Source organism: Streptomyces albospinus, assembly GCF_014648695.1.
In the GTDB taxonomy this organism is placed as follows: Bacteria; Actinomycetota; Actinomycetes; order Streptomycetales; family Streptomycetaceae; genus Streptomyces; species Streptomyces albospinus.
On sequence record NZ_BMRP01000011.1, the window covers coordinates 72,099 to 87,764 of the forward strand.

The following is a 15,666-nucleotide window of genomic DNA, read 5'->3' on the forward strand; positions in this document are numbered from 1 at the left end:
CCCGGCCCGGCCCGGTCCGTGGACCGGCTCAGCCCGTCCGGGCCGCCACCCACGCGCCGATCCGCCCCAGCAGCGCGTCGTCCGCCGCGTTCTCCGCGTGCCCGAAGCCCCGCTCGATCCACAGCTCGGTGGTGGCGGGGTCGCCGGCGGCCAGCAGCATGCGGGGGTGGTCGAGGGGGAAGTACGGGTCGCGGTCGCCGTGGACGAGGAGGAGGGGAGCGGGCGCGATCAGCGGGACGGCCTCGGTGGGGGAGAGCGGGACCGGGTCCCAGTCCTCGGGGTGGATCCTGGTGCGCAGGCCGAGGCGGGAGACCAGGCGGCCGGTCGGGCGGGTGACGACCCAGTGGAGGCGGCGCATGGGCGCGGTGCCCTGGTAGTACCAGCGGGCGGGGGCGCTGACGGCGACGACGGCGTCGGGGCGCGCAACCGTGCGCTCCCCGTGCTCCCTCTGGCCGAAATCCGTCCCCTGCCGCCCGTACATCGCGGCCTGCCGCAGGACGACCGAGCCGCCCATGGAGAAGCCGACGGTGGCGACCCGGCGGTGGCCCAGGGCGCGGGCCCAGCGGACCGCGGCGGCCAGGTCGAAGACCTCCCGGTCGCCGACGGTGGAGCGCCCGCCGGAGCCGCCGTGGCCCCGGAAGGAGAACGTGATCACGTCCACATGCTGGGAAAAAGCGACCGCGGCGCGACGCAGTGCGGGTCTTTCCAGGGAGCCGGTGAAGCCGTGCGCGAGGACGATCGCGAGCGCGCCGGCGGGCGCTGCGGCGGGCTCATGGGGCGTTCCCGCAGGGGCCGTTCGGGGGGTGTGGAGGGCCTCGATCCGTACGCCGTCGTCCGTCAACAACGCGGCCCGGTGACCACTCGAAGTGATCGACGGAACACAAGAACGCGCAAAATCGGCCTCGGGTCCGCAACTCATGTGAGCTATTCTGCTGGGCAAGAAGGATCCGGGCAGCGTCGCCCCCGGGTCCTTTTGTGCTTTCACGCATGCAACGCGTGTGACGGGAAGCACCCCGTACGAAGCAGTGCCGCAGACTCCCCCGGTTCGCGCCGGGTGGTGCCCCCGTCGCAGGGACCGAGGAGGAACCAGACGTCATGGGCAAGCGAAGCGAGCAGGACAGCGAGCCGCACAGGATGAAGCTCGCCGGAAACCGGGTAGGTGGTCGGAAGTGAGTTCGCTTCTGCTGCTGACCAACGCACTCCAGCCGTCGACGGAGGTGCTTCCGGCGCTCGGCCTGCTGCTGCACAGCGTCCGGGTGGCCCCCGCCGAGGGCCCGGCCCTGATCGACACCCCCGGGGCCGACGTCATACTGATCGACGGCCGCCGCGATCTTCCGCAGGTGCGGTCCCTGTGCCAGCTGCTGCGGTCCACCGGTCCGGGCTGCCCGCTGGTGCTGGTGGTGACGGAGGGCGGTCTGGCCGCCGTGACCGCCGACTGGGGCATCGACGACGTGATGCTCGACACGGCGGGCCCCGCCGAGGTGGAGGCGCGGCTGCGGCTGGCGATGGGCCGCCAGCAGATCACCACCGACAGCGGCCCCATGGAGATCCGCAGCGGTGATCTCTCGGTGGACGAGGCCACCTACAGCGCCAAGCTGAAGGGCCGCGTGCTGGACCTGACCTTCAAGGAGTTCGAGCTGCTGAAGTACCTGGCGCAGCACCCGGGCCGGGTCTTCACCCGCGCCCAGCTCCTCCAGGAGGTCTGGGGCTACGACTACTTCGGTGGGACCCGCACGGTCGATGTGCACGTCCGGCGGCTGCGCGCCAAGCTCGGTCCCGAGCACGAGTCGCTGATCGGCACGGTCCGCAACGTCGGCTACCGCTTCGTCACGCCGGAGAAGGTGGAGCGGGCGGCGGCCGAGGCGAAGGCCACGGGCGACGCCGGGCGGGCGGCCGGGGACGGCGACGGGCCGCGTGCCGGTGGCGGGGACTCCGCCGCTGGTGACGGCGCTCGGAAGGCGTCCCCGGGCGCGTCCCGGCCGGGAGCGGAATCCGCACCCGTACAGCCTGCCCGCCGGTAGGGCCACCCGCGTAGACTGCCGCGCGTGGCCAAGGTGACGCGGGATGACGTAGCGAAATTGGCGGGGACTTCCACCGCCGTTGTCAGTTACGTCATCAACAACGGACCGAGGCCGGTCGCCCCGGCCACGCGCGAGCGGGTGCTCGCCGCCATCAAGGAGCTCGGCTACCGGCCCGACCGGGTCGCGCAGGCCATGGCGTCCCGCCGTACGGACCTCATAGGCCTGATCGTGCCGGACACCCGGCAGCCGTTCTTCGCGGAGATGGCACACGCCGTCGAGCAGGCCGCCTCCGAGCGCGGAAAGATGGTGCTGGTCGGCAACGCCAACTACATCGACGAGCGCGAGGTGCACTATCTGCGCGCGTTCCTCGGGATGCGGGTCTCCGGGCTGATCCTGATCAGCCAGGGCCCCAGCGAGCACGCCGCCGCGGAGATCGACGCCTGGGACGCCCGGGTGGTGCTGCTGCACCGGCGGCCGGACGCCATCGACGACGTCGCGGTGATGACGGACGACATCTGGGGCGCGCAGCTGGCGACCCGGCATCTGCTGGAGCACGGCCATCCGTACGTGGCCTTCCTGGGTGGTACGGAGGAGACGCCGAAGTCCGGCGACCCGGTCACCGACCACGTCGAGGGCTGGCGGCGGGCCATGCTGGAGTCCGGGAAGTCGCCGGAGGGCCGCTACTTCGAGGCCCCGTACAACCGCTACGACGCCTATCAGGTCGCGCTCCGGGTGCTGTCCGGGCCGGACCGGCCGCCGGCCATCATGTGCGCCACCGACGACCAGGCGATCGGTGTGCTGCGGGCCGCCCGCGAGCTGCGGATCGACGTGCCGGGCGCGCTGGCGGTCGCGGGCTTCGACGATGTGAAGGAGGCCGCGCTCACCGATCCGCCGCTGACCACGGTCGCCTCGGACCGGCAGGCGATGGCCCGGGCGGCGGTCGACCTGGTGCTGGACGACGGGCTGCGGGTGGTCGGCTCGCGCCGGGAGCGGCTGCGGCAGTTCCCGTCGCGGCTGGTCGTCCGGCGGTCCTGCGGCTGCGGGAGCTGAGCGGGCCGGAGGGCGCCCGGGCCGCCGGCCGGGGACCGCCCCGGCGCCCGGCCGCTGAACGGTGCCGCACCGCGGGCTTCCTTATACCGGGCATACCGACTTCTGTCGGGTCTCTCAGGGCGTTCTCAGACGGTTCTCATGCAGCGCCCGCAGAGTCGTAGCCATGACCGAGAGCTACCGCCGCAGCGGCGATGAGATGCCCCAGGACCGGCCGTACGCATACGGCACCGAGTACGGCAGCACCCAGGGCGGCGCCCCGGGTGCCGACCAGAGCCGGATGTACGCCGGCGCCGGCGAGCCGGGCGCCGTGCCGCCGCCCCCGCCGTACGTACCGGGGTACTCGGACGCGGGCGACGCCGGGGCGGCCGAGCCGCGGCGCCGGGCCCGCCGGCCGATCGCGCTGATCGCGGCGGTGGCGCTGGCCTCCGGTCTCATCGGCGGCGGCAGCGCGGCGCTGATAGCCGGCGCCACGCAGAACGGCGGGCAGTCCAGCGGCGTCTCCACCCCGCTCGTCAACGCCGGGCAGAACTCCGGCAGCGGCGTCGCCGGGGTCGCCAAGGCGGTCAGCCCGGCCATCGTGGAGATCAAGGCGCGGGCGGCGGGCGGCGAGTCCACCGGCTCGGGCGTGGTCATCACGGGCAGCGGCGAGATCATCACCAACAACCACGTGGTGTCCGGCGCCCGCACGGTGACCGTCACCTTCAGCGACGGCAGCCGGAAGACCGCGACCGTCGTCGGCACCGACCCCGACAAGGACCTGGCGCTGATCAAGGTCCAGGGCGCCAGTGGGATGACCCACGCCACGCTCGGCGACTCCGGCAAGCTCGCGGTCGGTGACCCGGTGGTGGCGATCGGCTCGCCCGAGGGCCTGACCGGCTCGGTGACCAGCGGCATCGTCTCCGCGCTCAACCGCGATGTGACCGTCCCCAAGGAGTCCGGCCAGGGACAGGACCAGCGCCAGGGGCAGGGCGGCGGCTTCGGCGGTGGCGGGGGCGGCTGGCCGTTCGAGTTCGGCGGCAACCAGTACAACGGCGACACCGGCTCGTCCAAGACCTCGTACAAGGCGATACAGACCGACGCCGCGCTCAACCCCGGCAACTCCGGCGGCGCCCTGATCAACCTCCAGGGGCAGATCATCGGCATCAACTCGGCGATGTACGCCCCGAGTTCGTCGGACAGCAGCCAGGCGGGCAGCATCGGCCTCGGCTTCGCGATACCGATCAACACCGTCAAGGCCGACCTGGCCTCACTGCGCAGCGGCGGCAGCGGCGGCAGCAACAGCGGGGTCTGACCGCCCGCGTCCGGCCGAGAGGTCCGAGCGCCCGGCACCCGACAGCCCGGCATCCGTGCCAGGCTGAAGGAGAGGAAGGTCCAGCCGGTCCGCGACGCACCCCGAGGTAGCCACGCACATGAGCCCCGCCGAGCACGGTGATCACCCCGCCCGCATCCTGATCGTCGACGACGAGCCCGCGGTCCGCGAGGCGCTACAGCGCTCGCTCGCCTTCGAGGGGTACGGGACGGAGCAAGCGGTCGACGGCCTGGACGCGGTGGAGAAGGTCGCCGCGTACGACCCCGAACTGATCGTGCTGGACGTGCTCATGCCCCGGATGGACGGGCTCACGGCCGCCCGCCGGCTGCGGGCGAACGGGGTGACCGTACCGATCCTGATGCTGACCGCCCGGGACACCGTCGGCGACCGGGTCACCGGACTGGACGCCGGCGCCGACGACTACCTGGTCAAGCCCTTCGAGCTGGACGAGCTGCTGGCCCGCATCCGCGCACTGCTCCGCCGCAGCTCGTACGCGGCGGCGGCCGGCGCCACCCCGCCCGACGAGAGCGAGATCCTGACCTTCGCCGACCTGCGGATGAACCTGGGCACCCGCGAGGTCGTGCGCGGCAGCCGCCCCGTCGAGCTGACCCGCACCGAGTTCACCCTCCTGGAGATGTTCCTGGCCCACCCGCGCCAGGTCCTCACCCGCGAACAGATCCTGAAAGCCGTATGGGGCTTCGACTTCGAACCGACCTCCAACTCCCTGGACGTGTACGTGATGTATCTGCGCCGCAAGACGGAAGCGGGCGGCGAACCGCGGCTCGTCCACACCGTCCGGGGAGTCGGCTACGTCCTCAGGCTGGACGGCGGCACGGAATGACCACCACCACAGCCGAGCCGAACGGGCCGGGCGACACCCGCCGTTCCTGGATCGGCCTGACCCGCTACCACCGACTGCCGCTGCGCTCCCGCCTGGCACTGCTCACCGCGGTCGCGGTCGCCTTCGCGGTGGCCCTGTCGGCCGCCGCCTGCTGGCTGATCACCCGCGACCGGCTCACCGAGCAGCTCGACACGACGCTGAGCACCGTCGACGTGAACTCCGAATACGTCCAGGCGCTCAGCACCCGCTGCGTCACCGGCACGCTGCCGAACGTCCGCTTCCAGCCCACCCCGTACACCATCCAGCTGGTCACCCCGTCCGGCTATGTCTGCACCTCGCCGGACAAGTGGCAGATCCCCGCCCAGCGCAAGGACAAGGCGGTCGCCGACGGGCGGCTGGCCGGCGCCGTGCACACCACCAAGGACGTGAACGGCACCGAGATGCGGGTCTCGACCGTGCCCTACCGCGGGCCGGGCACCGACATCCAGGACAGCCACCTGGCGATCTCCGTGGCCGCGCCGATGGATCAGGTCACCGATCCGCTCAACCAGCTCGCGCTGGTGCTGCTGGTCGTCGCCGGGGTCGGGGTGCTGGGCGCCGCCACCGCCGGCCTGTGGGTGGCCCGCGCGGGCCTCAAGCCGGTCGACCGGCTGACCGACGCCGTCGAGCATGTCGCCCGCACGCAGGACCTGACCATCCGCATCCCCACGGACGGCGAGGACGAGATCGCCCGCCTCTCCCGGTCCTTCAACGCCATGACCGCCGCGCTGGCCGCCTCCCGCGAGCTCCAGCAGCAGCTCATCGCCGACGCCGGTCACGAACTCCGTACGCCGCTCACCTCCCTCCGCACCAACATCGACCTCCTGGAGCGCAGCGAACGCTCCGGCCGGCAGATCCCGGCGGCCGACAAGGAAGCCCTGCTGACCTCCGTCAAGGCCCAGATGGGCGAGCTGGCCGCCCTCATCGGCGACCTCCAGGTGCTCTCCCGCCCGCCCGAGAACGGTTTCGGCGCCCCCTCGGCGGCCGTCCGCGTCGTGGCGCTCCACGACATCGTCGGCTCCGCCCTCGAACGTGCCCGGCTGCGCGGCCCGTCGCTGGCCATCACCGCCGACCTCGACCCCTGGTTCGTACGCGCCGAACCGGCCGCCCTGGAGCGCGCGGTGGTCAACCTCCTCGACAACGCCGTCAAGTTCAGCCCGTCCGGCGGCACGGTCGAGGTCCGCCTGAAGAGCGGCGCACTGACGGTGCGCGACCACGGCCCCGGCATCCCCGAGAACGAACTCCCGCACGTCTTCGAGCGCTTCTGGCGCTCCCCGTCCGCCCGCAGCCTCCCCGGCAGCGGACTGGGCCTGTCCATCGTGGCCCGCACGGCGGAACAGGCGGGCGGCGGCGTACGCCTGCGCAACGCACCGGGCGGCGGTACGGAGGCCCTGCTGACCATGCCGGGGGCCGCCACCCCGCCACCGGAGACGCCGGGGGTGCCGGGAGAGCCGGGGGAGCCGGGCGAGGCACCGGACGCGCCGGGGGCCGAGTAGCGGGACCGGGGGCCTCAGAGGATCCGGAACACCTGGTTGGGCCGACCGTTGCACTCCCACTGGACGATCGGCGTCTCGTCGGCGAGGCTTCCGCCGCGCACGTCAAGGCACTTGCCGGAGAAGGTGCCGATCTCGAAACGCCGGTCGCCGACATTCCGGAGCCGGAACAGCTGGTTGCGCCCGCCGTTGCACCCCCACTGGATGACCGGCGTGCCGTCCGCCACGATTCCGCCCCGCACATCGAGACACTTGCCCGCGACGGTGCGGATCTCGAACGTGTCCCCGCCGCGGGGGACGAACCTGAATTCCTGGTTGGGTCCCCCGGTGCATTCGTACTGGATGACGGGGGCATCGTCCTCGGCGCTCCGCCGCGCGACATCCAGGCACTTGTTCGCGAACGTGGTGATCCGGTACTGCCCGGCCGCCTCCGAGACCCGCCCCCGGCTCTGCGCACCGGCGCCAGGAGCCACCGCCGCAACCGAGGCCGTCACGGCCAGAACGGCCAGGGCCCGCCGCCAGGTCTTCCTGCGAGAACGCACGAAGCCACCTCTTCCCTGTTTCCGGGAGTTGTTTCCGACGCGGCCAGATTGCCAGGCGGAAACAGCGGGCCGGCGGGCTGGTTATCGGCGTTCACCCCAACGCGTGGCGCGGGCTCCCGCAAACTCGAAACCCGCAATTGTCCGATTCAGTCACCCCGTTGCCCCATGACTTCACTTCCCCCATTTCACTTCCCCCTCTGCTTCCCCTTCTTCGCCGCATCGCCGAACGGCAGGTCCGACCCCGTCAGATCGGCCCGGATACCGTCGCTCTCCACGGAGATGTGCCGCAGCCGGATATCCCCCGGCGTTTTCGGGAGCTGGAAGGAGAGCGACAGCCGGTCGGCGATCTGAGGCTTGGTCAGACCGGTCAGCGCGCCGAGCACCTTCGGGTCGATGCCGACCTTCTGGAGCAGCCAGGGGTGGTCCGTCACCACGTCGACGAGGTTGACCTGCATCAGCTGGTGGACGAAGCGCGGCGACCCGATCAGCTCGTGCAGTTTGTCGTCGCTGCGCAGCGCCGCGTCGATGTATTCCTTCGGGATTCCGATGCGTTCCGCGATCGCCGGAATGCTGAGCATCGCCTTCACCTTGGCGGCCTGCCGGCTGACCTCGGCGGCGGCCTTGGGGGTCAGCCGCAGCCCCTCGTCCTTTCCGGTGCCCGGGCGGTAGACGGCGACATCGCCGATGTCGAGCTGCATCTGGCTGATATCGGTGGAGATTCCCCGGTCGCCGTTGCGCTGAATGCGCGCCTCGGCATGAACGCGCAAGGTGTGGCCTGCGATGGGCAGTTCACCGACCGCCCGGACGCCGTTCGTGCCCATTCCGCTGAACTTCACCTGGGACGCGCCGAGTTCGCGGTTCATGTCGTCGAAGGCCAGCAGGACGCTGCCGTGCATGGCGCCGATGGTGGCGCCCTTGATGTCGGACGGCAGATTCCCGTCCAGCCGGATGTCCTTCGCGCTCGCCTCGACCTTCGCCAGTGAGACGCGGTCCGCGGCGACGTTCGGAATGATGACGTCCACCTGGTCCAGCCGCTTGTCGAAGACCTGGGTGAGGAAGGGGAATCCCTTGATGTCGACTTCGGGCCTGGCCTGGAGGTGCAGCGCCTTCTTCACCTCCTCCCCGGCCTTGTTCTGCGCGTAGAGGACGGCGAACCGGTCGCCGAGGGTGAGGACTCCGGCGCACACCAGCAGCGCGACCAGCAGCTTGATGGTGCGCGGTACGGCCGCGAACCGGCTGATCCCGCGCTTCGTCCGGCGGTGGTTGGGCGGCGCCCACTCCTCGTCCTCGTCATCCGCGCGCAGCCCCAGACCCAGCGGGTCGTCGGTGTCGTCACGCTCGTTGAGATACGTCCGCCGCCGGGGCGCCGCCGCGTACTCCGGGGCGTATTCCGGCTCCGGTTGCGGCTCCGGATCCGCGAGGGCGGCCAGATCCGCGTACGGATTGACCTTTTCGAGCTCTCTCGTGTCGCCCTGCGGGTCGTCCTGGCCGCCCGGCATACGGGAATTGAGGGGCTGCTGACCGGCGGGTATCGGCGAGGGTGAAGCTATGCGTATGGGGGTTCGCATCCGCATATCCCACCACGGGCGGGACCCCGGAGCGCAAGTCTCACCCGTGGAATGTGAGATATGCGAAGGTTGTTCGGACGGCCTTGGCGAAAAATTGCCGCGCTCCGGCACGGACCTGAACTAGCGTCACACCTCCGGGCGGCGTGCCACGCCACGCCCGTGCCCGCTGATTCCGCCGGCCCTTGTGGCCCCTCTGAATGCTGTGAAGGAGTGCCCCATGATCGTGGTAACCGGAGCAACCGGCAATATCGGCCGCAGCCTTGTCGCCCGCCTCCTTGAGGAAGGCGCCGTCGTCCGCGCGCTGACCCGCGACCCGGCGCGGGCCGGACTCCCGGACCGGGCCGAGGTGGTCCGCGCCGACCTCGGCGAGGAGACCGACCTCACCCCGCTCCTCACCGACGCCGACGCCCTCTTCCTCAACCTCGCGGCCGGCGGCGGCGAGGCCGCGTCCCGGCTGATCGACGCCGCGGCCAAGGCCGGCGTCCGCCGTATCGTCCTCAACTCCTCCCTCTCGGTGACCGACACGCCCGCCGACGAGACCAACTTCATCGCCCGCAACCACGCCGCGCTGGAACGCGCGGTACGCGACTCCGGCCTGGAGTGGACCTTCCTGCGCGGCGGCAACTACGCCACCAACGCGCTCAATTGGGCCCCGGCCGTCCGCGAGTCCGGGGTCGTCCGCGACCCGCACCCGGGCGCCCAGGGCGTCCCCGTCCACGAGGCCGACCTCGCGGACGTCGCCGCCGTCGCCCTCCTGGACGACACCGGCACCCACCGGAACCAGACCTACCTGCTCACCGGCCCCGAGTCGCTCACCAACGCCCAGCAGGTCGCCGCCATCGGCGAGGCGATCGGCCGCCCGACCCGCATGGAGCAGATCTCGGAGGACGAGGCCGCCGAGGCCATGTCCGGCCCCCATTTCCCCATCGAGGCGGCCCGCGAACTCATCCGCCTCTTCGGCGAGTCGGTCGACGCCCCCCTCTTCCCCGTCTCCGACGCCGTCGAACGCCTCACCGGCCGCCCGGCCCGCCCCTTCGCCCAGTGGGCCCGGGATCACGCGGGGGACTTTTCCTGAACGCACTGCCGATCAACTGCACCGCCAGGCGATGACTACGCCGGCGCCTGCCCCGCCGCCGCCCATGCAGCGGTCCGGCAGCGCCGGCACCGGCAAGGCGGACAGACCAGCCCGAGGACGTCGGGATCGGTCATCTCACCGGCCATGACCCGCACTTCGGCCCGCTCCTGCGTCACGACGCCGCGGCCGTTCACCGTATATACGCGCAGGGTCATACGAGGCCGCTCCGGCGCCTGCCGGTCCTCGCGGGCGCTCACCGGGCACGACCCGCCGGCGCGGACCGGTGCTGACCGGGAGATCGTCCACAGCTACCCGTACCGATCCGCCTGCCCGTCCACGGTGTGGGCGGACCTGATCGGGCACACGACCCGCGACCTGTCCTTCGCCGGGTACACGAACTACTTCCTCTGGACGCAGCAGCCGGCATTCACGGCGACGCTGCGCGCCAAGGCCGAGGGCGGTTGCCGGGTCCGTTTCCTGCTGGGGGATCCGGAAGGGGAGGTGACGCGTCAGCGCGAGGCGGTCGAGGACGTTGCCTTGACGGTGTCCACACGGATCAGGATCACCCTTGGTGAGCTGGAGAAGCTGGGGCCGGTGGAAGGGTGGAGGCACGGACCTCCGCCGCTGCGGACGCGGCCTCGCACATCGGGCTCCCGGTGTTCCGCTTCGACGACAACGCGCTGGTCACCCCGCATCTCGCACGACTGGTCGGGCACGATTCGCCGTTGCTGCACCTGAAGCGGTACGGGGCGGGCGGGATGTCCGACCGGTTCGCGGAGCATGCGGAAGAGCTGTGGGCGGGGGCTGTGCCGGTCTCAGGGAGGCACCCGGGGCCCGTACACGGCCGCGCCCGCGGCACCCCCGCGGCCCGGCGGCCTCGTCGTACGCTTCACACATGACTGACGCTGCACAGGAGATGGGCCGGACCGGCCGCAGGATCCAGGTGGTCGACGAGGTCGCGCCGGATGAGGCCGCGACCGTCCTCGATCTGATCGAACGGGCCGCGCGGACGGACGGGCAGCCGGCCGTGTCCGAGCAGGGCCGGCTCCAGTTGCGGGGCGGCAAGCGGGAGGGCGTCCGGCATGTGCTGGTGTACGTGCCCGGGGACGACGGCGGACAGCTGGTCGCGTACGGGCAGCTGGAGGACACCGACCCGGTGGAGGCGCCGGCCGCCGAGCTGGTGGTCCATCCGGGGCACCGCGGCCGGGGCCACGGCCGGGCGCTGGGCGGTGAGCTGATGGAGCAGTCCGGGCGCCGGCTGCGGGTGTGGGCGCACGGCGGTCACCCGGCCGCCCGGCATCTCGCGCAGACCCTGGGTCTGACGATGTTCCGGGAGCTGCGGCAGCTGCGGCGCTCGCTGGCGGATCTGGACCTGCCGGAGCCGGTGCTGCCCGAGGGCGTGACCGTCCGTACCTTCCAGCCGGAGACCGATGACGCGGCGTGGCTGGAGGTGAACGCCGAGGCGTTCGCACACCACCCCGAGCAGGGCTCGCTGACCCAGCGTGACCTGGACGACCGCAAGGCCGAGCCGTGGTTCGATCCGAAGGGCTTCTTCCTGGCGGAGAAGGACGGCCGGCTGGTCGGCTTCCACTGGACCAAGGTGCACGCCGAGGAGGGCCTCGGCGAGGTGTACGTGGTCGGCGTGCGGCCGGGCGCGCAGGGCGGCGGGCTGGGCAAGGCGCTGACCACGATCGGGCTGCGACACCTGGCGGGGCAGGGGCTGGCGACCGTGATGCTGTACGTGGACGCGGACAACCTGGCGGCGATGAGCGTGTACGAGCGGCTGGGGTTCGTCACGCACGAGACGGATCTGATGTACCGGTCGGAGACCTGAGGCGGCGTATCGCGCGGAGAGCGCGGAGAGCTGAGCGCGGCGGGGCGGACCGGTACGGTCCGCCCCGCCGCGCACCGTCCGGCTGCGGCTGAAGGCGGTGGCTACGGCTGCCGCTGATGATCCCGCTGTGCGCGCCACTCGCGCGCCAGCATCGCGTAGACCACCTCGTCGGTCCATTCGCCGTCGAGGAACTCGTTCTCCCGCAGGTGGCCCTCGCGGCGCATGCCCAGCCGCTCCAGCAGCTTGGCGGAGGCGGTGTTGCGGCCGTCCAACTCGGCCTGGATGCGGTGCAGTCGGAGGTCCTCGAAGCCCAGCTTCAGCAGGGCCCGGGACGCCTCGGTGGCGTAGCCGCGGCCCGTGTGCTCGGGGTCGAAGACATAGCCGATGCCGCCCTGGCCGTGCTCGCGGCTCGTGTAGACGAAGGTGACATCGCCGACCAGGGTGCCGGTCTCGTGCAGGACGACGGCGAGCTGGAGGAAGTCGCCGGAGTCCCGCAGCGTCGTACGGGCTGCCTTCGCGGCGACGGAGGCGCGCGAGCCGGCCTCGTCGAGGGGGCCCCAGTAGAGGTAACGGCAGACCTCGGGGCGGCGCTGATAGGCGTGGATCGCGGCGAAGTCGTCGTGGCGTACGGGGCGGAGGTCCAGGCGCTCGGTGCGGAGCGGGTAGCGGGGGGTGAACGGGAGCGGCGGGGCGGGTGGAGCGGATGGCAGGGGCACGCGGTCAGCGTAGGGAACGGGTACGGGAGGTGCAGCCGGGTTTCCGGATTGGCCGTCGCGAAGATCGGCACGGCGTCCCGGGCCGGAAAATACCCGGGAGTAGCCCCCCGATTGCCTGGCCGCCATGTCCGCGTTACCGGCGATTCAATATCGCTTGCGAGCATCACTGAATGCAGCCCGCTGTGCCGAACGTGCCGAAACCGCGGCTCTCCGTCGCTCCGCCGCCTCCTGACGCGCCTGGAACCGCCGTAGCGCGGAAGAATGAGGACATGAACCAGCAGCGCAGCGCTCAGGCCCCGGCCCAGCCCGAGATGCCGTCCCAGGAAACGCCGAGGGCGGCGGGCCCCTCGGTGCAGCCGTCGGTGGGCTCGATCGCTGCGCACCGCCCGCACGCGGTCAGCGGCACACTCTCCGGTCTGGAGCCCGACCTGGACGCCGATCCGGACGCGTACGAGGAGCGGGGCGTCCCGGACGCGAACGGTGAGGAGCTGCCCAGCGGGCGCTTCCTGGACCGCGAGCGCAGCTGGCTGGCCTTCAACGAGCGGGTGCTGGAGCTGGCGGAGGACCCGGCCACCCCGCTGCTGGAGCGGGCGAACTTCCTGGCGATCTTCGCCAGCAATCTGGACGAGTTCTTCATGGTCCGGGTCGCCGGCCTCAAGCGCCGGATCGCCACCGGGGTCGCCACCCGCTCCGCGTCCGGCCTCCAGCCCCGCGAGGTGCTGGACCTCATCTGGACGCGGTCCCGCGAGCTCATGGCCCGGCATGCCGCCTGCTACCAGCAGGACGTCGCCCCCGAGCTCGCCGAGCAGGGCATTCACCTGATCCGCTGGCCCGATCTCACCGAGAAGGAGCAGGCCCGGCTGTTCACGCTCTTCCGGCAGCAGATCTTCCCGGTCCTGACTCCGCTGGCGGTCGATCCGGCGCATCCGTTCCCGTACATCTCCGGCCTGTCGCTGAATCTGGCCGTGGTGGTCAGGAACCCGGTCAGCGGCCATGATCACTTCGCGCGCGTGAAGGTTCCGCCGCTGCTCTCCCGCTTCCTGGAGGCGTCCTCGCAGCGCTATGTCCCCATCGAGGACGTGATCGCCGCCCACCTGGAGGAGCTGTTCCCGGGGATGGAGGTGCGGGCGCACCACATGTTCCGGGTGACCCGCAACGAAGACCTGGAAGTGGAGGAGGACGACGCGGAGAACCTGCTCCAGGCGCTGGAGAAGGAGCTGATGCGGCGGCGCTTCGGGCCGCCCGTCCGGCTGGAGGTCGAGGAGTCCATCGACCCGGGCGTGCTCGACCTGCTCGTCCAGGAGCTGAAGGTCTCCGAGGCCGAGGTCTATCCGCTGCCGGGACCGCTCGATCTGACCGGGCTGTTCGGGATCGGGGCGCTGGACCGGCCGGAGCTGAAGTACCCGAAGTTCGTGGCCGGTACGCACCGCGACCTCGCGGAGGTGGAGTCCGCTTCCGCGCCCGACATCTTCGCCGCGCTGCGCGCCCGCGACGTGCTGCTGCACCACCCGTACGACTCCTTCTCCACCTCCGTGCAGGCGTTCCTGGAGCAGGCCGCGGCCGACCCGAACGTGCTCGCCATCAAGCAGACCCTCTACCGCACCTCCGACCACTCGCCGATCGTGGACGCCCTGATAGACGCCGCGGAGTCCGGCAAGCAGGTGCTGGTCCTGGTGGAGATCAAGGCGCGCTTCGACGAGCAGGCCAACATCAAGTGGGCCCGCAAGCTGGAGGAGTCCGGCTGCCATGTCGTCTACGGCCTGGTCGGGCTCAAGACGCACTGCAAGCTGTCGCTCGTCGTCCGCCAGGAGGGCGAGATACTGCGCCGGTATTCCCATGTGGGGACCGGCAACTACCACCCCAAGACGGCCCGGCTGTACGAGGACCTGGGGCTGTTGACCGCGGACCCGCAGGTGGGAGCCGACCTCTCCGACCTCTTCAACCGGCTGAGCGGCTACTCCCGGCGGGAGACCTACCGCCGGCTGCTGGTCGCGCCCAAGTCGCTGCGCGACGGGCTGATACAGCGCATCGCCAAGGAAGCCGCGCACCACCGGGCCGGGCGTCCCGCCTACGTCCGGATCAAGGTCAACTCGATGGTCGACGAGGCCGTCATCGACGCGCTCTACCGGGCCTCGCAGGCCGGTGTGCCGGTCGACATCTGGGTGCGCGGCATCTGCGCGCTGCGCCCCGGGGTCCCCGGGCTGAGCGACAACATCCGCGTCCGCAGCATCCTCGGCCGCTTCCTGGAGCACTCCCGGATCTTCGCCTTCGGCAGCGGCGGCGAGCCCGAGGTGTGGCTGGGCAGCGCCGACATGATGCACCGCAATCTCGACCGGCGGATCGAGACGCTGGTCCGGGTCTCCGACCCGGCCCACCGCGCGGCCCTCAACAGGATGCTGGAGACCGGCACTTCGGACTCCACCTCGTCCTGGCACCTGGGCCCGGACGGCAACTGGACCCGGCGGTCGGTGGACGCGGACGGCACCCCGCTGCGGAACGTACAGGAAATGCTCATCGACGCCCGGAGGCGCCGGCGTGGCCCAGCGACATGACCAGCCGGCCGGGGGGCCGTCGCCAGGTCTCCTCGGCATCGGTACGGGAAGCGGAATCGGATACGGGCCCGGCGGAGCGCCGGGAGCCCGTGCGGCGGTGGTGGACGGTCCGGGGGATGCGGTGTACGGGGACATTTCGGCGTACGGGGAGGCCCGTTACGGGCCGGGGGTCGGGGGGCACGGGGCGGCGGCGCAGTACGGGCCGGACGGCGGCGGCGCGGGCCCCGGGCTCGCCGGCCGGACCGCCGGGGACGTGCTCGCCGGCTATCTGCACCGGCAGGCCGCCGACTTCCTGCGCAGTCTCCGGCTGCACCGGGAGAGCGGCGCGGACGCGGTGGGTGCGGGCGAGGCGGCCCGTCAGCTGCGCCGCGCGGCGCGCCGGATCAGCGCGACGCTGCACACCTTCCGGCCGCTGACCGAGGAGGTCTGGGCCGACCAACTCCGCTCCGAGCTGGGGTGGTTGAGCGGCACGCTGGCGCGCGAGCAGGCGTACGAGGCGCGCCGGGAGCGGCTGATGGGGGCGTTGCAGCGGCTGACCGGACGGGTGGAGCGGGCCGAGCGGCCGGCGGAGCGCGGCGGCCGGGGCGCCCGCGGCGGCCGTACGGCCCCCGCTTCCGCCCCCGCGG

General features: G+C 71.9%; 13 protein-coding genes and 1 pseudogene. 10 read left to right on the top strand and 4 right to left on the bottom strand.

Annotated elements, in window-relative coordinates; translation table 11 throughout:
• Positions 1-28 precede the first annotated feature (28 nt).
• Complete coding sequence (locus tag IEZ17_RS17120) at positions 29-919, bottom strand: alpha/beta hydrolase (protein ID WP_189301015.1); 891 nt, start codon at positions 917-919, stop codon at positions 29-31.
• Between the two features lie 250 nt (positions 920-1,169).
• Here IEZ17_RS17120 and IEZ17_RS17125 point away from each other — a divergent pair, with 250 nt between their 5' ends.
• From IEZ17_RS17125 to IEZ17_RS17145, 5 genes are all read left to right on the top strand, one after another.
• On the top strand, positions 1,170-2,021 hold the full coding sequence (locus IEZ17_RS17125; RefSeq protein WP_229852332.1) for a response regulator transcription factor: 852 nt from the start codon (positions 1,170-1,172) through the stop codon (positions 2,019-2,021).
• 24 nt (positions 2,022-2,045) lie between these two features.
• Positions 2,046-3,071 (top strand): LacI family DNA-binding transcriptional regulator, encoded by a 1,026-nt coding sequence (locus IEZ17_RS17130; RefSeq protein WP_189301017.1) that lies wholly within the window; start codon positions 2,046-2,048, stop codon positions 3,069-3,071.
• A gap of 163 nt (positions 3,072-3,234) precedes the next feature.
• The gene (locus IEZ17_RS17135) at positions 3,235-4,362 is read left to right on the top strand and encodes a S1C family serine protease (RefSeq protein WP_189301019.1); all 1,128 of its coding nucleotides are present in this window, start codon (positions 3,235-3,237) and stop codon (positions 4,360-4,362) included.
• 118 nt (positions 4,363-4,480) lie between these two features.
• Entirely contained in the window at positions 4,481-5,221 is a 741-nt protein-coding gene (locus IEZ17_RS17140; protein ID WP_189301021.1) for a response regulator transcription factor, read from the top strand.
• Entirely contained in the window at positions 5,218-6,756 is a 1,539-nt protein-coding gene (locus IEZ17_RS17145; protein WP_189301023.1) for a sensor histidine kinase, read from the top strand. The genes IEZ17_RS17140 and IEZ17_RS17145 overlap by 4 nt, the downstream gene beginning before the upstream one ends.
• A 14-nt stretch (positions 6,757-6,770) precedes the next feature.
• On the opposite strand, the gene IEZ17_RS17150 is transcribed toward IEZ17_RS17145, so the two are convergent.
• Together IEZ17_RS17150 and IEZ17_RS17155 are read right to left on the bottom strand one after the other, a co-directional pair.
• On the bottom strand, positions 6,771-7,295 hold the full coding sequence (locus IEZ17_RS17150; protein WP_189301025.1) for an RICIN domain-containing protein: 525 nt from the start codon (positions 7,293-7,295) through the stop codon (positions 6,771-6,773).
• Between the two features lie 185 nt (positions 7,296-7,480).
• Positions 7,481-8,863, bottom strand: coding sequence for an LmeA family phospholipid-binding protein (locus tag IEZ17_RS17155; RefSeq protein WP_189301027.1), 1,383 nt, complete (start codon positions 8,861-8,863; stop codon positions 7,481-7,483).
• Positions 8,864-9,080: 217 nt separating this feature from the next.
• Here IEZ17_RS17155 and IEZ17_RS17160 point away from each other — a divergent pair, with 217 nt between their 5' ends.
• From IEZ17_RS17160 to mshD, 3 genes and pseudogenes are all read left to right on the top strand, one after another.
• Positions 9,081-9,938 carry an SDR family oxidoreductase gene (locus tag IEZ17_RS17160; protein ID WP_189301028.1) on the top strand — a complete coding sequence of 286 codons (858 nt, stop codon included), beginning with the start codon at positions 9,081-9,083 and terminating at the stop codon, positions 9,936-9,938.
• 297 nt (positions 9,939-10,235) lie between these two features.
• Positions 10,236-10,837: pseudogene (locus IEZ17_RS17165) on the top strand (XRE family transcriptional regulator).
• Positions 10,838-10,854: 17 nt separating this feature from the next.
• The gene (mshD, locus tag IEZ17_RS17170) at positions 10,855-11,772 is read left to right on the top strand and encodes a mycothiol synthase (RefSeq protein WP_373299857.1); all 918 of its coding nucleotides are present in this window, start codon (positions 10,855-10,857) and stop codon (positions 11,770-11,772) included.
• Positions 11,773-11,873: 101 nt separating this feature from the next.
• On the opposite strand, the gene IEZ17_RS17175 is transcribed toward mshD, so the two are convergent.
• On the bottom strand, positions 11,874-12,488 hold the full coding sequence (locus IEZ17_RS17175; protein WP_229852333.1) for a GNAT family N-acetyltransferase: 615 nt from the start codon (positions 12,486-12,488) through the stop codon (positions 11,874-11,876).
• 269 nt (positions 12,489-12,757) lie between these two features.
• Between IEZ17_RS17175 and IEZ17_RS17180 the strand changes: the two genes are divergently transcribed.
• Positions 12,758-15,040, top strand: a complete 2,283-nt coding sequence (locus IEZ17_RS17180; protein ID WP_189301034.1) for an RNA degradosome polyphosphate kinase — start codon at positions 12,758-12,760, stop codon at positions 15,038-15,040.
• Positions 15,041-15,140: 100 nt separating this feature from the next.
• On the top strand, positions 15,141-15,666 hold a 526-nt coding region (locus IEZ17_RS42430), incomplete at its 3' end, for a CHAD domain-containing protein (protein WP_229852335.1).